Raw genomic sequence first — 20,976 nt, forward strand, 5'->3', positions numbered from 1 at the left:
CACGGATCGAGCCAGGTCGCCTTCCGCTGCGCCGACGCCGTCAACCCTCGTGGAAAAGGGTGATCCGTCGTTTCGCGGGTCTCTCGGTTCCGGTAACTGAAAGGACCTCGCTTGAGGCCCGTACGTACCGCCTTCGCCGGCGCGCTGCTCGGCGTGCTGGCTCTGGCCGGATGCGGCCAGAGCCCCGCCCCCGCCACCTCGGACACGGCCACCTCGGACACGGCCGCCTCGGGCGCATCCGCCTCGTCCTCGGGGTCCCCGGATTCCCCTGCCGCGGCGGGCTTCCCCGTCACCGTCGAGGCGGGCAACGGCTCGATCGCCATCGCCAAGCGGCCCGAGCGGATCGTCTCGCTGTCGCCCACCGCCACCGAGAGCCTGTTCGCCGTCGGAGCCGGAGCCCAGGTCGTCGCGGTCGACGACCAGTCGAACTACCCGGCCGAGGCGCCGAAGACCGACCTGTCGGGCTTCAAGCCGAACGCTGAGGCGATCATCGCCAAGAAGCCCGACCTGGTGGTGCTCGCCAACGACAGCGACGGCATCGTGGCCAAGCTGACCAAGGTCAACGTCCCGGTGCTGCTGGAGCCCTCGGCCGCCAAGCTCGACGAGGCCTACGACCAGATCGCCGACCTCGGCGCGGCCACCGGCAACACGGCCAAGGCCGAGGAGGTCGTGGCCGGGATGAAGAAGCAGATCGACGAGCTCGCGGCGGTCGCCCCCAAGGACAAGAAGCTCACCTTCTACCACGAGCTGGACAGCACGCCCTTCTCGGTGACGTCCACCACCTTCATCGGCCAGATCTACGGCCTGTTCGGCCTGACCAACGTCGCCGACAAGGCTCCCGAGGCGGCCGGCGGCTACCCCAAGCTCTCCGCCGAGTTCGTCGCCCAGGCCGACCCGGACCTCATCTTTCTCGCCGACACCAAGTGCTGCGCCCAGTCCAGGGACACCCTCGCCAAGCGCCCCGGCTGGTCAAAGCTCTCCGCCGTCAAGAACGACCGGGTCATCGCCCTCGACGACGACATCGCCTCCCGCTGGGGCCCGCGCGTGGTGGACCTGGCCAAGCAGGTCGGCGACGCCGCGCAGAAGGCCGCGACCGACTAGGTGCCCGGTCCCTATCGTTTCTCCGGGGCCTCCGGGGCCTCTAACGGTCCCGGAGGTCCCGGCATCCCCGGCGGTTCCACCCGGGCGGGCGGTCCGTCGGTCGGGGGCGCCCCCCCGGATGTCGTCACGGCTTCCTCGGATGCCGTCACAGCCTCTCCGGACGCCGCCGCGGCTTCTCCGGACGTCGTCACGGCCTCTCCGGACGTCGTCACAGCCGCCCCGGACGCCGCCGCGGTGAAGGGCGGCGCGCGGACGGCGGGCGTCCCGACGGATGTCCCGGCAGGTGTCCCGGCGGGGCGGGCGACCGGACTCCGGCCGGGGGCGACGATGGCGGCGGCGGCGATCCTGCTGGCGAGCATGCTCGCCGCACTGCTGATCGGCGCGGCGGACATCCCACCGGGGAAGGTGGGGCTGCAGCTGCTCGACTGGCTGCCGTTCGTATCGGCCGACTCGGGGCTGGCGCCGGTCGAGCAGGGACTACTGCTGGAGCTGCGGCTGCCCAGGGTCCTGCTCGCCGGGATCGTCGGCGGCCTGCTGGCCATCGCGGGCGCCGGCTACCAGGGAGTGTTCCGCAACCCCCTGGCCGACCCCTACCTGCTGGGAGCCGCCGCGGGAGCCGGCCTGACGGCCACGGCGGCGATCGTGTTCATGAAGGGCGACGACACGGCCTTCGTCATCCCGGCCGCCGCCTTCGCGGGGGCCATCGGCGGCGTCCTGCTGGCCTACGCGCTGGGCAACGTCGCGGGCCGGGGCGGCGGCACCGCCACGCTCGTCCTGGCCGGCGTGGCCGTCTCCTCCTTCCTCGCCGCCGTCCAGACCTTCCTGCAGCAGCTCAGAGTGGAGGAGCTCCAGCGCATCTACGCCTGGATCCTCGGCGACGTGGGCGGCGACTGGAGCCAGATCAAGCTGGTCATCCCGTACGCCGCGATCTCGGTGGTGGTCCTGCTGACGCACGGCAGGCTGCTCGACGTGCTCTCGGTCGGCGACGACGAGGCGGTCAGCCTCGGCCTCAACGTCGCCCGCGTCCGGCTCGTCGTGCTGCTCGCCGCCTCGCTGGCCACCGCGGCGGCCGTCGCGGTCAGCGGGCTGATCGGCTTCGTCGGCATCGTGGTTCCGCACGTGGTCCGCCGCCTGGCCGGTGGCTCGTACCGCGTCGTGCTCCCGCTGTCACTGGTCGGCGGCGCCGCCTTCCTGGTCCTCGCCGACCTGATCGCCCGGACCGTGCTGGCCCCGGCCGAGTTGCCCATCGGCGTGGTCACCGCCTTCGTCGGCGCGCCGTTCTTCGTCGCCGTGCTGCGCGTGACCAGACGGGTGGAGACGTGAGCGGGCGTCTCGCCGGGCCGGGCGCGCCCGCCGGCGGGACCACGGATCCGCGAGACGGGAGGAGCGTGTGAGCCACGTCGCGGTGCGGGGCCTCGCCGTCGTCCTGGAAGGGCGGGCCGTGCTGTCCGGCGTCGACTTCGAGGTGCGCGGCGGCGACTGGCTGGCCGTCATCGGTGCCAACGGTGCGGGCAAGTCCACGCTGCTCAAGGCGTTGACCGGGGTGCTGCCGTGCTCCGGCGAGGTGCTCGTCGACGGCACGCCCGTCCGCAGCCTCAGGCCCAGGGAACGAGCCCGGCTGCTCGCCTACGCCCCGCAGGCGCCGGCGCTCCCGGTCGACATGACGGTCTTCGACTACGCCCTGCTGGGCCGCACGCCGTACATCCCCTATCTGGGCAGGGAGGGGCGCCGCGACCGCGAGGTGACCGCGTCGGTGCTGGAGCGGCTGGATCTGTCGTCGTTCGCCTCCCGCGCGCTCGGCCACCTGTCCGGAGGCGAGCGCCAGCGCGTCGTGCTCGCCCGGGCACTGGTCCAGCAGGCTCCCGTGCTGCTGCTCGACGAGCCCACCACCGCCCTCGACCTGGGACACCAGCAGCAGGTCCTGGAGCTCCTCGACCGGCTCCGCCTGGCCGACGGGCTGACCGTGGTCACCACCCTGCACGACCTGAGCCTCGCCGGCCAGTACGCCGACTCGATGATGCTGGTCGCGGACGGCCGGGTGGCGGCCTCCGGAACCCCGGCCCAGGTGCTGACGGAAAGGCTGATCGGCGAGCACTTCGACGCCCGCGTCCGCGTCGGGACCGGTACCGGCGGCCGGCCCGAGGTCCACCTGGAGCGCCCGTGAGGCCGCCGGCGCCGCGACCGGACCGGTCCCCGCCGGCCCGGCGTCCGATGGGAGCGTCCATGAAGCTGAGCCACCGCGTCGAGGACGGGGCCCGGCTGGCCTCGCTGCTGTGGGAGTTCGGCCCCGGCTGGCGGGCGATCTCCTCGGCCATGGTCGGCGGCGGCATCGGCCCGGTGGAGTGGGTGCTCAACGCCCAGGTGATCGGCGGCTACTCGCGGATGGACCCGGTGGACCACATCCTCGGAATGGCCCCGCCGGGGCCGGGCGTCGGCATGCTGACCGCGGCCTCGGTCGAACGGTTCACCCGGGCGGCCGACGGGGGAGCGGAGGCGACGGCGACCGTCGGCCTGCGCGTCCCCACCTGGGCCGCCGCCCCCGAAGGGGTCGCCGACCCCGAGCTCGCGCCCATGTATCTTCCCGGGACGATCAACATCGTCGTCGCCGTGCCGGTCGCGATGAGCGACGCCGCCCTGGTCAACGCCGTCATGACGGTGACGGAGGCCAAGGCCCAGGCGCTGCTGGAAGCCGGTCTCCCCTGTACGGGCACCGCCTCCGACGCGGTCTGCGTGGCCGTGCGCGACGACGGTCCCGAAGAGCTGTTCGGCGGCCCCCGGTCGACCTGGGGCGCCCGCGTCGCCCGCGCCGTCCACGACGCCGTACGGCGCGGCGCCCACGACTGGGTGAATCGTGACCGGTCGACTACTTCAAGTCAGGTGATTGCGGAAAGTAGCATGTGAGCGAGGGCGAGACTCCCGAGGCTGACCCGGTCCGTCACTCCGCCCGCAGGATCGAGCCGTCCTCCCGTACGGCGGCGCCGTAGTCGGTGAGCGCGCCCTGGACGGTGACGCGGCCCGTCCTGAGGTCGGCCTCGATCTCGCCGAGCGGGCGGTCGTACGGCGAGCCGATGCCCCCGCCGCCCGTCGTCTCGATCACGAACGCCTCCCCGGCGGCGAACGGCACGTTGTTCACCTTGGAGCCGAGGCGTTCGAGCGAGCCGTCCGGACGCCGCCGGTAGAAGCCGCCGACCCGTCCCGGCAGGCCGCCCGAGCGGCCCGGCGGGGCGTTGCGCAGCCGGTCGCCACGGGTGGTGACGTGGGCGTCCGCCAGGAAACGGATCACCGTCCTGGAGCCCAGACCGCCGCGGTGACGGCCGGGGCCGCCCGAGTCGGGGACGGTCTCCACCGACTCCACGATCAGCGGGCAGCGCGTCTCGACCGGCTCGGCCTGGGGCACCGAGTTGCGGCCGATGCCGAAGTGCACGCCCGTCGAGTCCGGCCCGTCCTTGCCCTGGCGGGCCCCCACCCCGCCGAAGTCGTAGGACAGGTGGATCCAGTACGGCGCCCGCACGGCCGCGATGGAGAAGGGCTGCAGGATCCCGCTGGCCGCGATCGCCCGGTCCGGCATCGCATCTGACAGGGCCTGGAAGACGGCCTCCATCGCGGCGTAGACGGGCACGAACCGGCCGCCGCACGGGTGGGGGGAGTCGGCGTTCAGCAGCGATCCCGGTGGCAGCCGCACCTCGATCGCCCGCAGGCAGCCGTCGTTCATCGCGATGGCCGGGTCCAGGAAGCACCGCATCGCGAACACCGCGGCGGCCAGCGACTGCGACGCGGAGGAGTTGATCGCCGCGGGCACCTGGGGGTCGGTGCCGTCGAAGTCCAGCACGGCGCCCGCGCCCGGTTCCAGGGTGATCGCGACCCTGACCGTGTGCGAGGTGTTCAGGTCGATGCCGTCGTCGTCGATCGGATAGGAGGCCTCGTAGCGGCCCGGGGGCAGCGCGGCCAGGGCGGCGCGAGTCCTCGCCTCGGTGTGGTCCAGGTAGTCGTCGATCCCCCGGGCGAGGCCGGCCGGGCCGTACTCGGCGACCAGCGCCTCCATCCTGGTGGCGGCGACCGCGGTGCCCGCGATGAGCGCCCGCACGTCACCCATGACCTTGTCCGGGGTGCGGCTGTTGGCCCGCAGAATCGCCTCGACCGTGCTCTCGACACCCCTCGCGGTGGCCAGCCTGACGGGCGGGAGCTGCAGGCCCTCCAGGAAGATGTCGGTGGCCAGCGGAGCCATGCCGCCCGCCGACAGGCCGCCGAGGTCCGAGACGTGGATCATCGTGGCGGTGAAGTAGGCGGGGACGTCCTCGACGAAGACGGGCCGGTAGACCAGCAGGTCGTTGGTGTGCACGCCGCCCCGGTAGGCGTCGTTGAGCACGAAGACGTCGCCGGGGCGCATGGTCGCGGCCGGGATGTCCGCCAGCAGCTCCGGCAGGGCGACCTTCAGGGCCATGCTGTTCATGAGCGTGGTGGCCATCGACTGCGCGACCAGCCGGCCGCCCGCGTCGAGGATCGCCGCCGACGCGTCCGACCCTTCGACGACGAACGTGGAGTAGGCCGACCGCACCACCACGATGCTGGCCTCCTCCGCCGCCACCACCAGCGCGTTGCGCAGCACCTCCGCGGTCAGCGCTTCACCCGCCCGGCCGCCCGGACCGCTCAGGCCGTCATCCGCCCGGCCGCCTCGGCCGTCATCCGCCCGCTCGCTCCGGCCGGAGGCGCCGCCGTCGCCGGAGCGGTCCGGGCCGTCGGCTCCGCAGAGCGCGGGCCCGCTCACGTGCCCGTCCCGGTGAGGATCACGGCTCCGCTCCCGTCGAGCCGGGCCGCCCACCCGGGGGGCACCACGATCGTCGACTCGGCGTCCTCGACGATCGCCGGCCCGGTGAGCCCCCCGGCCGCGACCGACGCCCGGGTGAGCACCGGCACCGGCACGTATCCGCCCGCCTCCGGGAAGTACGCCGCCCGCCTCGCCGTACGGGCGCGTGGGGAGGCGGACCCGGTCCCGACCGGCTCGGCGGGGGGCCGGCGGACGGCCTGGGTCAGGCGGACGCGGTAGCTGACGACCTCCGTGGGACCCTCCTGGGCTATGCCGTAGACCTGCCGGTACCGGGCGAAGAAGCGGCCGGCCAGCTCGTCGGGGGAGTCGGCCCACGGGACGGTCAGCTCGTGGGCCTGGCCCGCGAAGCGGACGTCGGCCGAGCGCGCGACGGACACGCCGGGGGAGTCCGGGCGCACGCCGAGGTCGCGGGCGGCGGCCTCGGCCAGGGAGGCGAAGACCTGCCCGGGGTCGGCGTCCAGGGCGGACAGGACACGGTCGGTGGACAGGTCGCCAGACAGCAGGCCGACCGCCGAGCCGACGCCGCAGTGCGCCGGGACGACCACCGTGGAGATGCCGAAGCGGGAGGCGACCCGGGCCGCGTGCATGGGGCCCGCGCCGCCGAAGGCGACCATCGCGAAACCCGCCGGGTTGATGCCGCGCTGGACGGTGACGACGTGCACCGCCGACGCCATCGAGGCGTTGGCGATCTCGTGGACGGCGTAGGCGGCCTCGGCCCTCGACACCCCCAGCGGGCCGGCCAGGTGCCGGTCGACGGCCTTGACGGCGAGGTCCCGCGACAGCGGCATCGTCCCGGCGGCGAAGGAGGCCGGATCGAGGTAGCCCAGCACCAGGTCGGCGTCGGTCACCGTCGGCTCGTCGCCGCCCAGACCGTAACAGGCCGGGCCGGGCTCGGAGCCCGCCGACCTCGGCCCGACCCGCAGGGCGCCGGCCGGGTCCAGCCACGCGACGCTGCCACCTCCGGCGCCCACCTCGGCCAGGTCGATGGCGGGCGTCTTGACCGGCACCCCGGTTCCGGCCCGGCGGCCGCCGAAGCTGCCCTTGCCACCGACGTGGAACTCGTGGGTGATCTCCGGCCTGCCGTTCCTGATCGCACAGGTCTTGGCCGTCGTCCCTCCCATGTCGAAGGAGATCACGTCCGGGTGGCCGGTCGCCGCCGCGGCCAGCACCCCGGCCGCGGGCCCGGACTCGATCGTGGCCACCGCCCGGCGCGCGGCCAGCTCGGCCGACATCACGCCGCCGCCGGAGTCCATCACGTGCACCGGGGCGGTGATCCCGATGCCGGCCAGCCGCGCGGTCAGCCGCCGCAGGTAGCCCGCCATCACCGGCCCGACGTAGGCCGACATGATGGTCGTGGTCGCCCGCTCGTACTCGCGCAGCTCCGGCCAGACCTCCGAGGAGATCACCACGTTCGGGACCACGGCCCCGAGGATCTCCGCGACCCGCCGCTCGTGGCGGGGGTTGGCGTAGGAGTGCAGCAGGCAGACGGCGACCGCCGTGACGCCTCGCCGTACGATCTCCTCGCCGATCCGGACCACGGCCTCCTCGTCCAGCGGGCGCAGCACCTCGCCGCGGCTGCCGACGCGCTCGGGCACCTCGAAGCAGTCCTCGGCCGCGACCGGCGGCGCCGGCGGGTCGAAGCGGAGGTCGTAGCGGTCCTCTTCGACCCGGGCGTAGCGGCCCAGGGGGATCGCCGAGCGGAAGCCGCCGGTCGTGACGTAGGCGACCCGGGCGCCCCGGCGCTCCAGGACCGCGTTGGTGGCCAGCGTGGTGGCGTGCACGACCCGGGTCACCGCCGCCGGGTCGGTACGGCCCAGCGCCGCGGTGACCGCGGTGACGATCCCGTCGGCGGGGTCGCCGTGGGTGCTCAGGCACTTGGCGACGGCCGTCTCGCCGCCCGGCCCGCGAACCACCGCGTCCGTGAACGTCCCGCCGACGTCGACCCCGATCGTGTAACTCACGCAACGCAGGTTATTTCCCTACCAAGCGCTTGTCTATCAGTCGTTCTATTGACTTCTGCACTACGGTTGCCACGCTGTCCTTATCCCCTTTTGGAGTGGCGATGCGGCGGTTCGGCTCTGCTCTGATGCTCCTCGGCGGCCTGGCGCTCGCGGTCGCCGCGATGCCCCCTGCCCTGGCGCATGAGCACCCCAGCGGAATCACCGATCTGGTGACCCCCGCGGTCGTCCGGATCGAGGCGAAGGCGCACGTCGACATCACCCTGCTGGACCACATCGGCGAGCTGGTCCACGTGGAGCGCGGCTACGAGGTGCCGATCGGCAGCGGCACCGGGACCGTCGTCAACCCCGAAGGCGGCGTCGTCACCCTCACCCGGGTCGTCAAGACCGACAAGGACATCGCGGTGTACGCCGCCAACAAGATCTTCGCCGAGCACCACAAGGTCAAGATCCCCGCCGACTTCGAGCGGCACACGATCAAGGACGACAGGCTCGACCACCACCTGCAGGAGTGCTACCCGCCCAAGCAGCCCACGGCGACCTGCATCATCAACGTGACCACCGAGATCCATGTCTTCCCCAACATCTCCCCGCCCGACGAGGAGGGGTTCAGGGCCGAGATCGTCCGCGCCGACGCCAAGCCCGACGGTCCCGCCGTGCTGATGCCCGTCGGGCGCGCCGACGGCGGCGCGGGCCTGCCCACGGCGCCGCTCGCGGCCGCGGTGCCCGCCAAGGAGGGCTCGCCGGTGGCGGTCGCCGGGTTCACCGGACGGCCCGCCGCGAACCTGCCGGAGACCGTGGACATCGCGCACCTGCGCGCCGGGGGCGCCGGTGAGGGCGGCCGGCAGTTCAAGGATCCCCAGGGCAAGGCCGACGAGCCCGCCAAGCTGGGCGCCCTCGTCGACAGGGGCCTGCTCGGCGGACCGGTGATCGAGGACAAGAAGGGCGAGGTCGTCGGGCTGCTGGTCGGCGGCGGCAAGGACGGCCGGATGATCGGCGTCCGGGAGATCGTCAAAGCGCTGGCCGAGGCCAAGGTCGCGGCCAGGCGCGGCCCGATCGACGCCGCCTTCGAACAGGCGCTGACCCGCTTCCACACCAAGTACTACGGCGACGCGGTGCCCGCCTTCCAGCGCGTCCTGGACCTCTACCCCGGGCACACCGTCGCGGCGGCGCACCTCAAGACGTCCCAGCAGAAGCGGGGCACCGCCGAGGACGAGGGGGCCAGAAAGGCGGCCGTCGCCGGCGGCGTGGACGGTGGGCCGCCCCTGTGGCCGTTCCTGGCCGCCGGAGGCGTGCTGGTGGCGGCCGTGGTGGCCGGTGCGCTGCTGCTGTGGAGCCGCCGCTCCACGCCGGAGCCGGACGGGAGCGGGGCCGCGAACGGCCGGTCCGCCGACACCCGCGGCAATGACACCCGCGGCAGCGACACCCGCGGCAGCGACACTCGCGGCAGCGACACCCGGCCCGGGGACACCCGGTCCGGGGAGGCCGTCACGCCGATCCCGGGACCGCCGCCCACCCCGCGGCGCCAGCCGTCCGACGAGGCGGCCGATGCGACGGTCGTGGTCAGCCGGTCCTTCCCCGCCCTGCCGAAGACGTCCTCCCACTCGCCCGGCCGGCCCGTGCTGGTCGCGCGAGATCCCGGCGCCAGACCGGCCGACCTGGCCGGCCCGGCCGCCGCGGGAGCGGCCGGCGCCAAGGCCGCGGACGCGGCCGTCCAGAAATACTGCACCGCCTGCGGGATGCGGCTGGGCCCCGCCCATCGCTTCTGCGGCTACTGCGGTCACCCCTCCGAGACGTGACGGCCGTGAACGAGAGAGCGCTGATCGGCCAGGAGGTGGCCGGTTACCACGTCGAGGACATCATCGGCAAAGGCGGCATGGCCGTGGTCTACCTCGCGGTGGACTCCCGGCTCAACCGCCGGGTGGCGTTGAAGATCCTCAATCCGCTGCTGGGCGAGGACGACCGCTTCCGCCAGCGCTTCGTCCTGGAGTCGCGGACGGTCGCGAGCATCGACCACCCCAACATCATCCCGATCTACGAGGCCGACTCCGCCGCCGACGGCACGCTCTACATCGCGATGCGCTACGTCGACGGCCCCGACCTGCGCCGCCTCTTCTACGACCGGGGGCCGATGCAGGTCAGCCAGGTCAACCGGATCTTCGCCCAGGTGGCCGCCGCGCTGGACACCGCGCACGCCCACGACCTGATCCACCGCGACGTCAAACCCGCCAACATCCTGATCGCCGGTCACACCGAGGGAGATCACGCCTACCTCACCGATTTCGGCATCACCAAACACCGCACCTCGATCTCCGGGCTGACCCAGACCGACCAGTTCATCGGCACTCCCCGCTACATGTCCCCCGAGCAGATCAACAAGGAGCACATCGACGGTCGCTGCGACCAGTACGGCCTGGCATGCGTGGTCTACGAGGCGCTCGCCGGGCGGCTGCCGTTCCAGCGCGACAACGAGATCGCCCTGCTCTGGGCGCACCTGGCCGAGGCGCCCACCCCGCTCAGCGCGCTGCGGCCCGAGCTCCCCACGGAGGTCGACGAGGTCATGGCGCGGGCGCTGGCCAAGTCGCCCGAACAGCGCTACGACACCTGCACGCGGTTCGTCGCCGAGCTCCGCGACGCGATCAGCGGCCAGTCCTACCAGCTCGTCCGCGACACCGCCGCACAAGCCCGGCCGGTGCCGGGGGAGCCGGCGCGGGAGGAGGGGAGGTCCCGGACCGGTGGCAGGGGCATCCTCATCGGCGCCGGGGTGGCGATCGCGGCGATCGTCGCGCTGGTGGCGCTGCTCGCGACGGTCCTGCGGGGCGGTGACGCCTGGGTCCCCTACGCGGGCTCGGCCGCCGTGCCGATCGCCTTCGAGCATCCCGGTGACTGGACCCCGCGCCCGCACGCGGACGTGTTCGTGGTGGCCTCGCCGAAGGCGGGAGAGTTCGACGCGCTGTTCGGCACGCCGGTCACCGCCGACTGGGCGGCCGTCAACGAGATCATCAAGGACGCGCCGGAGCAGGCCACCGGCGTCTACGCGCAGACCCTGGACACCCTCGATCCCCGGGGCGGCGCGCAGCAGCTCCAGGAGACCCTGCAGTCCTCGCTGCCCGGCACCGTCAGCGTCTACTCCGAGGTGGTCCAGGTGCTGGTGGGAGGCAAGCCCGCCGTGCGGCTGGAAGGATCGATCACGGATCCGCAGCGCGGCGGCAAGCTCGAATTCACCGGGTGGGCCGTGGAACGACCGGACGAACCCGCGCTTATGATCTACTTCTGTGCTCCCGGCGGGTGCGACGACGCGGTGGCCAACCGCCTCGTGCGGAGCGTGTCCTTCCAGACGTCATGACTTGTGGCCCACTTGCAACCGGCTTGCTTGGGCGTTTTGTCCTATATGCATAGAGGGCATGAGGGTTTAGTCTCCCGGCATGGCGGTCCCCTTCCCCCTTGTTCGACACCGCCGCACGGTGTCGTTCACCCGGCACCTTCGCACGGTGTCGAAAGTCGATCTGCTCATCGGATGCGCGATCGTCGCCCTCGGCACGCTGGAGGCGTTCACCGTCGCGACCGACTACGGCGCGACCGAGACCCCCGAACTGTGGTGGATCGGCCAGGCGCTCGTCACCGGCGTGCTGGTGTGGTTCCGCCGTAAGGCGCCGGTCGCCGTCTACATCCTGATGATCCTCGCCCAGTACGCCTGGCACCGACAGGGCTACGAGCACTGCCAGACCTGGCAGCTGGCCTCCCTGCTCATCGTCTTCCACACGGTCGCCGCCGAGCTCCCGTTCAGGCCGGGCCTCGCCTGGGCCGTGACCGGCGTGCTGGTCTTCGACTCCGGCGCCGTCGACCACCGCTGGTTGCCCTTCGACGAGGTCATCTTCCTGACCGTCGTCTTCGGCGCGGCCTATCTCAGCGGCCTCGGCGTGCACGCCTACGCCGTGCGAGCCCGCCGGCTGGCCGAGCACGCCGAGCAGATGGAACGTGACAGGGAACGCCAGGCGGTCGAGGCCGTCGCCGAGGAGCGGGTCCGCATCGCCCGCGAGCTGCACGACGTGGTCGCGCACAGCGTCAGCATGATGGTGATGCAGGCCGGTGTGCTCCGCCGTATGCAGGGCGGGGAGAACGAGGTGCTCCTCGGCATCGAGAGGATGGGCCGCGAGGCGGTCGAGGAGCTGCGCGTCATGCTCGGCGCGCTGCGCATGCCGCTCGACGAGGCCATCCCGCAACCCGGCCTGGACCTGCTGTCCGGCACGGTGAGCACGCTCGTCTCCTCCGGCCTGCGGATCGCGCTGGACGTCGTCGGCGAGCCGGTACGGCTCGCGCCCGGACTGGACCTGTCCGCCTACCGCATCGTGCAGGAGGCCCTGACCAACGCGGTCAAGCACGCGGGCGAGTCCGAGATCCGGATCACGATCTCCTACCGCGCGAACGCGGTGGAGCTGGAGGTCCTGGACGGTGGCGGCAAGGCCTCGTCCGGGCTGTCGACGGGCAACGGGCTCATCGGCATGCGCGAGCGCGCCGCGCTGTTCGGCGGCGTCTTCGAGGCGGGCCCCCGTCCCGGGGGCGGGTTCCGCGTTCACGCGTCCCTGCCGATCTCCCAGGAGGTGCTCGCCGATGGCCGGATCGGATGAGCCGATGACACGGCGCCCCCCTGCACGAGTCGGAGACCCACTGGGCGAGGAGAAGAAGTGAACATCCGCATCGTGATCGCCGACGACCAGGCGATGGTCCGAGCCGGGCTGAAGCTCGTCGTGGAGAGCGAGACCGGCATGGAGGTGGTGGGGGAGGCGGCCGACGGGCTGGAGGCCGTCGCCGTGGCCCGCCGTACCCGCCCGGACATCGTGCTGATGGACATCTCGATGCCGCGCATGGACGGCCTCACCGCGGCCAGGCAACTGCTCGACTGGCCGGACCCGCCGAAGGTCGTCATGCTCACCACCTTCGACACCGACGAGAACCTCTACGCCGCGCTCCGCGCCGGGACCAGCGGGTTCCTGCTGAAGGTGTCGCCGCCCGAGCAGCTGGTGGAGGCCATCCGCGTCGTCGTCGGCGGCGACGCCCTGCTCGACCCCGCCGTCACCACCCGGGTCATCGCCTCCTTCGCCGGCCGCCACGATCCCACGCCCCCGCCGCAGCTCGCCGACCTCACCCCACGCGAGCTGGAGGTGCTGCGCTTCCTGGCCCGCGGCCTGACCAACGCCGAGATCGCGGGCGAGTTGTTCGTCGGAGAGGCCACGGTCAAGACCCACGTGGCGCGGGTGCTCATGAAGCTGCATCTGCGGGACCGGGCTCAGGCCGTGGTGTTCGCGTACGAGTCGGGCGTCGTCCGGCCGGGGGCGGCGGTCGGGTAGTAGGAGATCCACTCCTCGTCGCTCATCCGCAGGAACCGCACGCCGACCGAGCCGAGCCCGATCACCGGCGCCGCCCAGAAGGCGATGGTCGCCGGGCCGTACGGCACCGGGATCGCCCCGACGTAGCCGACGGTCACCGTGAGCGGGACCAGCCAGTGTGCGGCTCCCGCCCGCCAGACGGCGAAGGTGAGCAGCGGGAGCCCGACCCAGGCGAAGAAGATCCAGGGCATCTGGAAGCCGAACACCACGCCGGGCAGGTTCATCATCTCGTCGAGGTGGCGCTGGGCCTGCTCCGGCGTGAAGCGCTGTCCCAGCCACCACTCCACGGGGTCGGTGAGCAGCAGGGCCGACACGGCGATGTAGCCGACGACCGACATGGCCCCGCCGATGTGGCCGATGACGACCGAGCGGCGCCGGACCACGTGCAGCAGGCCGAACGCGGCCACGGCCATCAGCATCCAGCTCCAGTGGTACATCGCCGATTCGAGCTGGGCGAGGACCGGGTTGGCGCCGTAGCCGACCGCCTCGCGGTCGTCGCCCCAGGTGCCCGGATCGACGACTACGGCGACGGCCTGGAGCAGTGGGGCGGTGATCAGCAGCACCCCGGAAGCGATGCGCCGGAAGGCCGCGGAACTCTGGAAGAACATGGGATCTCCTTGCGGGCGAACCTGTGGCCGGGGCTCGCGGGGCGAGCCGTGGCCGAGACGGTAGGCCGCCGTCCCGGCTCGGGACGTCCGCCCCCGGGCGGATTCGCCGTCCCCCGTGCGGGCTAAGCACGCCCCCCGGGAGGATCCGCCGTCCCCGTGCGGGCTGAGCGCGCCCCCTGGGCGGATTCGCCGTCCCCCGTACGGGTTGAGCGCGCCCCCTGGAGGATCCGCCGCCTCCGGGAACGGGCGAGCGCCCCCGGAAGATCCGTCGCCGCCGAGATGGGCGAGCGCGGCTCCGGGGGCTCGACGAGCGGGCCAGGGTCAGACGGCGGTGCCGGCGGGGAAGCCGGACGCGACCGGGGCGGGGGCCGCCGCCGGGTAGAAGGAGATCCACTCCTCGCGGCTCATCCGGAGCATCTTCAGGCCGAGCGATCCCAGCGCGACCGCCGGGACGGCCCACATCGCGACGGTCGCCGGGCCGTAGGGGATCGCCAGCGAGGCGCCGTAGCCGATGCCGACCACGAGCGGGACCCACCAGTGCGCGAACCCGGCCCGCCAGACGCCGACCAGCAGGATGGGCAGGCCGAAGATGGCGAAGAAGAGCCACGGCATCTGGAAGCCGAAGACGACGCCGGGCAGGTTCAGCATCTCGTCGAGGATCCGGGTCGCCTCCTCGGGCTTGTTGTGCTGCCCGAGCCACCACTCCACCGGGTCGCTCATGAGCAGGCCCGACAGGTTGATGTAGCCCAGGACGGTCAGCGGGCCCACGATGTGCCCGAAGACCACGGCGCGGCGGCGCATCACGTGCAGCAGGCCGATGGACGCCAGGGCCATCAGCAGGTAGGCCCAGTGATACATGACCGACTCGACCTGGGCGAGAACCGGGTTGGCGCCGTAGCTGACCGCCTCGCGGTCGTCGCCCCAGGTGCCCGGGTCGAGGACGACGGCGACGGCCTGGAGGAGGGGGGCGACGATCAGCAGCGTGCCGGAGGCCACGCGCCTGAAGTCGGCGGAGTCCTTGAACATGAGGGTTTCCTTGCTGTGCGGGGGCTGTCGCACAGCAAGGTAGGTCGCCGGCCTCGGTCCGGTCGTCCGTCCTCGGACGGATCGGGTGTCCGCCTCGCGGGGTAAGCGGGACGTGCCGCGAACTCCGCGATCGACGAGCCCCGCGAGTCCAGCGGGGGATCGCCGTCGGTTCAGGGCGCCACGGCGACCTGGGTCCGGTGGTGTTTGGGGGCGTCGATCTCGTCGAGCAGGGCCACCGCGAGGTCGGCGTAGGGCAGCGGGGCCGCCCCCTCGCCCTCGGGCAGCACCTGCTCGCCGCCGATCCGGTATCTGCCGGTCCGCGGGGCGTCGGCGTCGAGGAACGCCGGCGGCGGAGTGACCACCAGCCAGTCGATCGCGCTGTCCGCCGCGCGAAGGATGTCGAGCTCCGCCGCGTGCCCGAGGGAGAAGTCCCGGGCCTCCTCCGGAAGGCCGGGCATGTCCAGGATCCGCACGCCCGGCGCGGCCTCCAGCGTGGTGCCGATGCCGATCACCAGCAGCCGGCCGACACCGGCCTTCGCCAGGCCGTCGAGCAGGGCGTGCGCCGCGCTCACGTAGAACTCCTGCGCCGACACATCGAGGCGGGCGGCGGCGTTGACCGCCGCGTCGTGCCCGGCGGCGACCGCCGCCACGCTGTCGGCTCGAGTGACGTCGCCGGTCACGACCGTCACACCGTCACCGGTGGGTCCCTCGTACCGGGCCGGGTCCCGCACGACTGCGGTGACCTGGTGGCCGCGGGTGACGGCCTCGGCGACCACCCGTCGGCCGGCCCGCCCACCGGCGCCGAAAACCACGATTCTGCTCATCACGGATGCTCCGTTCGACGGGGCCGGTGGGGGATCACCGGCCGATGTCGAGACGGTAAGCCGCCGGGTGTGGGTTCCCGCAACGATAGTTACCCTGACCTGCGCCTTCTCCGCCGCGCAGGTGTCGTGCGGCGGCCGGAGGCGGTCCTCGGGCGGTCGTGCGGATCGGCGGGCCGTCTCCGGAGGGGCGGCTTCGCGGCGCCCGCCGATCCGGCTCCGGCCTGGCTTTCAGCCCGGCTCCCGGCTCGGCTTCCGGCCTGGCTTTCAGCTCGGCTCCCGGTCCGGCTCTCGGGAGGTCCGGGCCGGGGCGATGCCGTTCATGACGGTGGTGATCAGATCGTCCACATAGCCGGGCGGAATCTCGAACGCGGCCGGTTCCCGGCCCCACAGCAGATGGGGCAGGACCAGCTCGTGGCAGGCACCGACGATCATCGTGGCGGCGGCCTCGGCGCCGGCCTCCGGGGCGAGGCGGCCGAGGTCCTGTTCGGCGCGCAGGTAGTCGGTGAGGGCCGTGCGAAGTCCGAGCCCGTTCCCGACGGGGTTGGGCATGCCGGCGAACAGGGTGAGCACCTCGGGCCGGGAGAGCAGGCCCGCGAAGGCGGGCAGGATCGCGGCGTGCAGCGCCAGGCCGTGGGTGATGTAGGCGCGCAGGTTGTCCTCGACGGTCCCGGCGCCCGCCCTGGAGGGCAGCTCGCCCAGCTCGCGTTCGACGCTTCGGACATGGGCGTGCAGGGCGAGCGCGAGAAGCTCCTCCTTGCCCGTGAAGTGGTTGTAGAGCACGCCGTCGGCGACCTGGGCCTCGCGGGCGATGTCGCGCACGGTGAGCCCGGCGGTGCCGCGCTGGGATATGAGGCGTTCGGCGGCGGCGATCAGGTGCTCGCGCAGGCTCTGAGCGCCGTCACGCAGGGCGGCTGCTTTTCTCGGTGACATCACGTCGCATCGTATTGACCGCTGTGGCCGGCCGCTGCCGCAGGGGCGGACGGCGACCGGCGGGCGGGTCAGGGGCGGGTGGCGGTGACCAGCCAGGCGGCGCCGCGCAGCCGTACGGCGCCGGGCTCCTCGTAGGTCCGCAGCGCCGTCGTGAGCGCGCCACGGGCACGGGCGGCGGATGCCGGATCGACCTGGTCGAGCACGAAGCGGACCGGTCCCCAGGCGCCGAGGAACCCGGCCGCGTCCGCGGCGTCCCGGCCCCACATCTGGGGCGCGTCGACGGGCACCGGGGTCACCGCGTCGAAGCCCGCGTCGCCGAGCACCTCGCGGATGCGGTCCGGGTCGGCCAGCGACTCCGGTCCGGGAGCGCCGGGACTGGTGGTGGCGGGCCTGAACGGGAGGTGTTCGGCCATCGCCGCGAAGACGGGGCCCAGGTCGTTGTCGCCCATCTCGCGCATGGACAGGAAGGCCAGGCGACCGCCCGGCCGCAGCGCGCGGCCGATGTTGGCGAACGCGGCCACCGGGTCGGCGAAGAACATGATCCCGAAACGGCTGACGGCCACGTCGAAGCCGGCGGTGGGGAAGGGGTGGATCTGGGCGTCTCCCTGTTCGAAGGTCACGTTGGCGACGCCTTCGCCGGCCGCGCTGGCACGCGCCCGCTGGAGCATGGGCGCCGACAGGTCGATCCCGGTGGCGTGCCCGAGCCGTGCCCGCCGGGCGGCCAGCCGGGTCACCTGCCCGTTTCCGCAGCCGACGTCGAGCACCCGGTCCCGCTCGCCCACGGCGGCCGCCGCGAGCAGACGGTCGTTGAACCCGCTGTTCACGGCGTCGTAGCGGTCCTGGTGGTCGGCCCAATGGCTGCCTTCGTAGCCGTTCCAGGCGTCGGCCTGCTCGGTGTTGACGATGGAACTCATCGATCTTCCTCTCGCCGGACGCGGTCGTACGGCCACGCCCGCGTGTCCGTACGGCTCGTGTTATGAACGTATGTTCATGAACGTATGTTCATAATGAGGGATGAGGGGAGGACCGTCAACCGGGCAGAGAGGTGATCAGCTGTCATCGACGGGGACGCCGGTCCCCGTCGCCGATGCAGGATGATCGAATGCAGACGCCGCCGTGGGATGAACCGGGCCCGGGCAAGCACGGGTACGTACTTCACGAACTCTCACAGAGCCGGCATTCATGGATCGGCTATCACGAAGGCCGGTCATGGCAGGCGGACATGACCGAGATCAGGTACGCCCCCCCGGCACACCGACCTGCATCTCCGCCTCGACGCCCTTTCCTGCCGGGCGGTCGTGAGAATACGCACCGAGCGGACATCATGACCGAATACGAGGCGATCAGAGCGGAGGCGCTCCCTTGGCGGATGTCGCTGGAGCTGATCGAGGAGATGAGGGAACGATGGACCGGGAGCTGAACGAGGCTGTGTGGGTGAAGTCCCCCTTCTCCGGTGGCAACGGCTTCTCCGGTGGCAACGGTGGTGAGTGCGTGGAGGTCGCGAAGCTGCCGGATGGGCGGGTCGGGGTCCGCGACGGCAAGGACCGGGCGGGTCCGGCGCTGGTGTTCACCCAGCCGGCGCTGGTGTTCACCCAGGGGGAGTGGGCCGCCTTCACCCGCTGGGTCCGCGCCGACGACACGGTCTGACCGGATGACGGCCCCCGTCCTCCGTACGAAAAGGTCCGGCCCCGCGGCGAACAGCCGCCGGGGCCGGACCGCTCACGGGTCGTCCCGGTTCTCGGAGGCCGGGGTTCTCGGTGGTCGAGACCGGGGTTCTCGGAGGTCGGCCGAGATTCTCAGAGGTTGAGGTCGAGGCCGGGGAAGCCGAAGCCGTCCCACAGCGCGCGCTCCTTCTCGCGCGGAGCGTCGACGACCTTCGCCGGGGTGTCCCAGATCATCGTCCGCCGCTCGGCCGGGGTGTGGCGCGGCCACGCGGGCCTGCTGACGGTACGGCCCGCGTTCGGGTCGCCGGTCCTGGCGAAGGAGGTCCACGCCTCCACCATCTGGTCCGACAGGCCGCTCACGCGGGCACGGTCGGCGCGCAGGGCCTCCTGGCCGCCCGGAACGCCGACGAAGCGCAGCGTGCCGAACATGAAAGGCAGTTCGGCGGTGTGGATCGCCCCGAGGCTCCTGTCGTTGCCAGGTTCCCAGTCGAACCGGTAGAGGTAGGTCTTCGCCCAGCGGCTCTGCGCCTCGGCGAGCCTGGTGGCGGGCACCCGCAGGCCCTGGTCGGTCAGCATGGCCAGTGCGATGTCGCTCTCCGACGCTCCGGGCCGTCCCGCCCGATAGGCCGCGATCATGTGCTGCCGCCGCTTGCCGAGCTCCCGGGGGAAGAACGCGCCGTACTCGCGCAGGGTCATCTTCAGCACCGACGGATCGAACTGGGCGAAGTAGCGCATCTCATCGCGATTGGAGCCGGCGATGATGTCGATGCCCCTGGCGTGGCCCGCCGCGACCCGCTGGAGAACCGGTCCGCGGACCAGCTCGCCGTCGATCGCCGGGCCGAAGTAGACGGCCCTCGCCGCCGCGCCCGGCAGGGCTCCCAGTAGTTTCTCCTGGAGCCGGAGGATCTCCTGAGTGCTCATCGAGCGCAGCGCCGGCAGGTCGAGGCCGCGCGGGGTGAGCTTGGCGCTCAGCGAGGCCGAGTGCGCCATGTATCCGGTGCCGCTCTGCAGGATCACCCGGCGGAACAGCCGCTCCGGGTGGTCGGTGCCGAGCATCGCGCCGATGGAGAAGGCTCCTTCGGACTCGCCGACGGCGGTCACGTTCCCCGGGTCGCCGCCGAAGTCGGCGACGTGCTCACGGACCCACGCCAGGGCGGTCATCTGGTCGCGCAGGCCATTGTTGCCCGATCCCCGGTAGGCCGGGTCGAGCCCGCCGAGCTCGGTCCAGCCGAGCACGCCGAGCCGGTAGTTGAGGCTGACGACGACCGCGTCCCCCTTGGCGGCGAGGGTCGTTCCGGCGTATCTGGCCTCGTTGCCCGTGCCGAACGTGGCCGCGCCGCCATGGATGAAGACGATCACCGGTCGCCTGCCGTGATCCGCCTTCGGCGTCCAGACGTTCAGGTACAGGCAGTCCTCGTCGGTGTAGACCTTCCTGCCATCGGGATACTCCTCTCCCTGACGGTCCGGGAACTGCGGGCACACTCGCGTCCCGTCGGTGGCCTTCAGGGTTCCGCGCCAGGCGCCGGCCGGCCGCGGCGGTTTGAACCGCTGTTTCCCGGTCGGTGCGTCGGCGTACGGGATGCCGCGGAAGGCGCAGATCCCCTTCTCCGTCCTGCCTTCGACGGCACCGAGCGAAGTGGTGGTGGTGCAGGCCGTACCGGACGGGCCGGTCGCCTGCGCGGTGGATCTCCCGGCGCAACCGCCGAGCGCCAGTGCCGCCGCCAGTGACACGACGGCGGTGGCGCGGAATGTGGCGCGGGATACGGCGCGGGGCATGGCGCGGAATGTGGCGCGGGACGCGGCACGGGGCATGGCGCGGAATGTGGCGCGGGACATGGTGGACATCATCGGCTTCCTCGTATCGGTTGCCTCGATGGTCGTCCTCGCGTCCCGCCCGGCGGATCGCCGCACGGAGTGAGTCCCGCTTCCCTCCCGGGGACTAGATTCCGGCGGCCGGGCCGCCCCGATCCCCGAAGGGCCGCCTCACCGCACCTGCGGGCCCGATCCCGCGACGACCAGGCCCGACTCGTAGGCGAAGACGACGGCCTGCGCGCGGTCGCGCATGCCCAGCTTCGTCAGCAGGTTGCTGACGTGCGTCTTGACCGTGTGCTCGCTGACGAACAGCTCCGCCGCGATCTCGATGTTGGACAGGCCCCGGGCGACCAGTCGCAACGTGTCGGTCTCCCTGGCGGTCAGCTCTCCGAGACGGGCCGCCAGGCGCGGTACGGGGTGCCCGCTGCCGATCAGGTGCTCGATGAGCCGCCGGGTCGCCGTGGGCGCGAGCAGCGCCTCCCCGGCGGCGACCAGCCGGACCGCCTCGACCAGCTCGTCGCGGCGGACGTCCTTGAGCAGGAAACCGCCGGCCCCCGCGCGCAGTGCGCCGTAGACGTATTCGTCGATGTCGAACATGGTCAGGACCAGCACCTTGGCGTTCGTCTCGGCGCAGATGCGCGCCGTGGCCGCCACGCCGTCCAGGTTCGGCATCTGAATGTCCATGAGCACCAGGTCGGGGCGCAGTTCGAGCGCCGCGCGGACGGCCTCGGCGCCGTCTGCGGCCTCACCCACGACTTCGATGTCGGGCTGCGCGTTGAGGATCATGGCGAAGCCGCCGCGGAACAGGTCCTGATCGTCGGCAATGAGGACGCGAAGCATG

The 20,976-nt window shown here is 72.5% G+C and carries 18 protein-coding genes; 9 read left to right on the forward strand and 9 right to left on the reverse strand.

All coding sequences use genetic code 11. The annotated features are described in order from the left end of the window. The first annotated feature begins 111 nt into the window (after positions 1–111). The 4 genes from ACQPYK_RS13665 to ACQPYK_RS13680 all read left to right on the forward strand — a co-directional run bounded on the left by ACQPYK_RS13665 (position 112) and on the right by ACQPYK_RS13680 (position 4,002). Positions 112–1,101, forward strand: a complete 990-nt coding sequence (locus ACQPYK_RS13665) for an ABC transporter substrate-binding protein (RefSeq protein ID WP_433254903.1) — start codon at positions 112–114, stop codon at positions 1,099–1,101. A gap of 327 nt (positions 1,102–1,428) precedes the next feature. Then, positions 1,429–2,424 carry a FecCD family ABC transporter permease gene (locus ACQPYK_RS13670; RefSeq protein WP_433258787.1) on the forward strand — a complete coding sequence of 332 codons (996 nt, stop codon included), beginning with the start codon at positions 1,429–1,431 and terminating at the stop codon, positions 2,422–2,424. A 67-nt stretch (positions 2,425–2,491) separates the two neighbouring features. Beyond that, a complete protein-coding gene (locus ACQPYK_RS13675; RefSeq protein ID WP_433254906.1) occupies positions 2,492–3,265 on the forward strand; it encodes an ABC transporter ATP-binding protein in 774 nt (257 codons plus the stop codon). A 59-nt stretch (positions 3,266–3,324) separates the two neighbouring features. Next, the gene (locus ACQPYK_RS13680; protein ID WP_433254908.1) at positions 3,325–4,002 is read left to right on the forward strand and encodes an adenosylcobinamide amidohydrolase; all 678 of its coding nucleotides are present in this window, start codon (positions 3,325–3,327) and stop codon (positions 4,000–4,002) included. A 34-nt stretch (positions 4,003–4,036) separates the two neighbouring features. On the opposite strand, the gene ACQPYK_RS13685 is transcribed toward ACQPYK_RS13680, so the two are convergent. Both ACQPYK_RS13685 and ACQPYK_RS13690 read right to left on the reverse strand, forming a co-directional pair. Beyond that, positions 4,037–5,866, reverse strand: a complete 1,830-nt coding sequence (locus tag ACQPYK_RS13685; protein ID WP_433254911.1) for a hydantoinase B/oxoprolinase family protein — start codon at positions 5,864–5,866, stop codon at positions 4,037–4,039. Then, a complete protein-coding gene (locus ACQPYK_RS13690) occupies positions 5,863–7,887 on the reverse strand; it encodes a hydantoinase/oxoprolinase family protein (RefSeq protein WP_433254913.1) in 2,025 nt (674 codons plus the stop codon). Before ACQPYK_RS13690 ends, ACQPYK_RS13685 begins: the two co-directional genes overlap by 4 nt. Positions 7,888–7,988: 101 nt before the next feature. Between ACQPYK_RS13690 and ACQPYK_RS13695 the strand changes: the two genes are divergently transcribed. The 4 genes from ACQPYK_RS13695 (at position 7,989) to ACQPYK_RS13710 (ending at position 13,232) form a co-directional block, all read left to right on the forward strand. Continuing rightward, complete coding sequence (locus tag ACQPYK_RS13695) at positions 7,989–9,683, forward strand: hypothetical protein (protein ID WP_433254915.1); 1,695 nt, start codon at positions 7,989–7,991, stop codon at positions 9,681–9,683. Between the two features lie 5 nt (positions 9,684–9,688). Further along, on the forward strand, positions 9,689–11,230 hold the full coding sequence (locus ACQPYK_RS13700) for a serine/threonine-protein kinase (protein ID WP_433254917.1): 1,542 nt from the start codon (positions 9,689–9,691) through the stop codon (positions 11,228–11,230). 145 nt (positions 11,231–11,375) lie between these two features. Beyond that, the gene (locus ACQPYK_RS13705) at positions 11,376–12,512 is read left to right on the forward strand and encodes a sensor histidine kinase (protein ID WP_433254920.1); all 1,137 of its coding nucleotides are present in this window, start codon (positions 11,376–11,378) and stop codon (positions 12,510–12,512) included. Between the two features lie 57 nt (positions 12,513–12,569). Next, positions 12,570–13,232 carry a response regulator gene (locus ACQPYK_RS13710; RefSeq protein WP_433254923.1) on the forward strand — a complete coding sequence of 221 codons (663 nt, stop codon included), beginning with the start codon at positions 12,570–12,572 and terminating at the stop codon, positions 13,230–13,232. On the opposite strand, the gene ACQPYK_RS13715 is transcribed toward ACQPYK_RS13710, so the two are convergent. The 5 genes from ACQPYK_RS13715 to ACQPYK_RS13735 form a co-directional block, all read right to left on the reverse strand. After that, positions 13,172–13,879: a hypothetical protein gene (locus ACQPYK_RS13715; protein WP_433254926.1), complete on the reverse strand. Its 708-nt coding sequence runs from the start codon at positions 13,877–13,879 to the stop codon at positions 13,172–13,174. The two genes, ACQPYK_RS13710 and ACQPYK_RS13715, sit on opposite strands and share 61 nt — an antisense overlap. A gap of 321 nt (positions 13,880–14,200) precedes the next feature. Continuing rightward, the gene (locus ACQPYK_RS13720) at positions 14,201–14,905 is read right to left on the reverse strand and encodes a hypothetical protein (RefSeq protein WP_433254929.1); all 705 of its coding nucleotides are present in this window, start codon (positions 14,903–14,905) and stop codon (positions 14,201–14,203) included. 170 nt (positions 14,906–15,075) lie between these two features. After that, positions 15,076–15,729: an NAD(P)-dependent oxidoreductase gene (locus tag ACQPYK_RS13725; protein WP_433254932.1), complete on the reverse strand. Its 654-nt coding sequence runs from the start codon at positions 15,727–15,729 to the stop codon at positions 15,076–15,078. A gap of 264 nt (positions 15,730–15,993) precedes the next feature. After that, a complete protein-coding gene (locus ACQPYK_RS13730; RefSeq protein ID WP_433254935.1) occupies positions 15,994–16,659 on the reverse strand; it encodes a TetR/AcrR family transcriptional regulator in 666 nt (221 codons plus the stop codon). Between the two features lie 68 nt (positions 16,660–16,727). Then, a complete protein-coding gene (locus tag ACQPYK_RS13735) occupies positions 16,728–17,573 on the reverse strand; it encodes a class I SAM-dependent methyltransferase (protein WP_433254937.1) in 846 nt (281 codons plus the stop codon). Between the two features lie 490 nt (positions 17,574–18,063). On the opposite strand from ACQPYK_RS13735, the gene ACQPYK_RS13740 reads away from it, so the two are divergent. After that, complete coding sequence (locus ACQPYK_RS13740) at positions 18,064–18,306, forward strand: DUF397 domain-containing protein (RefSeq protein WP_433254940.1); 243 nt, start codon at positions 18,064–18,066, stop codon at positions 18,304–18,306. Positions 18,307–18,455: 149 nt separating this feature from the next. On the opposite strand, the gene ACQPYK_RS13745 is transcribed toward ACQPYK_RS13740, so the two are convergent. Further along, the gene (locus ACQPYK_RS13745; protein WP_433254943.1) at positions 18,456–20,159 is read right to left on the reverse strand and encodes a carboxylesterase/lipase family protein; all 1,704 of its coding nucleotides are present in this window, start codon (positions 20,157–20,159) and stop codon (positions 18,456–18,458) included. 147 nt (positions 20,160–20,306) lie between these two features. Next, positions 20,307–20,975 carry a response regulator gene (locus ACQPYK_RS13750; protein ID WP_433258788.1) on the reverse strand — a complete coding sequence of 223 codons (669 nt, stop codon included), beginning with the start codon at positions 20,973–20,975 and terminating at the stop codon, positions 20,307–20,309. Position 20,976 lies beyond the last annotated feature (1 nt).

It is taken from the genome of Streptosporangium sp. CA-135522 (genome assembly GCF_050949235.1).
Taxonomy (GTDB): Bacteria; Actinomycetota; Actinomycetes; order Streptosporangiales; family Streptosporangiaceae; genus Streptosporangium.

Excerpts from the sequence above, each read along its gene's own strand:
- ACQPYK_RS13715 (WP_433254926.1), bottom strand. The coding sequence starts at position 13,879 with ATGTTCTTCCAGAGTTCCGCGGCCTTCCGGCGCATCGCTTCCGGGGTG.
- ACQPYK_RS13725 (WP_433254932.1), bottom strand. The coding sequence starts at position 15,729 with ATGAGCAGAATCGTGGTTTTCGGCGCCGGTGGGCGGGCCGGCCGACGG.
- ACQPYK_RS13745 (WP_433254943.1), bottom strand. The coding sequence starts at position 20,159 with ATGTCCCGCGCCACATTCCGCGCCATGCCCCGTGCCGCGTCCCGCGCC.
- ACQPYK_RS13750 (WP_433258788.1), bottom strand. The coding sequence starts at position 20,975 with ATGCTTCGCGTCCTCATTGCCGACGATCAGGACCTGTTCCGCGGCGGC.
- ACQPYK_RS13695 (WP_433254915.1), top strand. The coding sequence starts at position 7,989 with ATGCGGCGGTTCGGCTCTGCTCTGATGCTCCTCGGCGGCCTGGCGCTC.
- ACQPYK_RS13680 (WP_433254908.1), top strand. The coding sequence starts at position 3,325 with ATGAAGCTGAGCCACCGCGTCGAGGACGGGGCCCGGCTGGCCTCGCTG.
- ACQPYK_RS13740 (WP_433254940.1), top strand. The coding sequence starts at position 18,064 with ATGGACCGGGAGCTGAACGAGGCTGTGTGGGTGAAGTCCCCCTTCTCC.
- ACQPYK_RS13670 (WP_433258787.1), top strand. The coding sequence starts at position 1,429 with ATGGCGGCGGCGGCGATCCTGCTGGCGAGCATGCTCGCCGCACTGCTG.
- ACQPYK_RS13735 (WP_433254937.1), bottom strand. The coding sequence starts at position 17,573 with ATGAGTTCCATCGTCAACACCGAGCAGGCCGACGCCTGGAACGGCTAC.
- ACQPYK_RS13730 (WP_433254935.1), bottom strand. The coding sequence starts at position 16,659 with ATGTCACCGAGAAAAGCAGCCGCCCTGCGTGACGGCGCTCAGAGCCTG.
- ACQPYK_RS13720 (WP_433254929.1), bottom strand. The coding sequence starts at position 14,905 with ATGTTCAAGGACTCCGCCGACTTCAGGCGCGTGGCCTCCGGCACGCTG.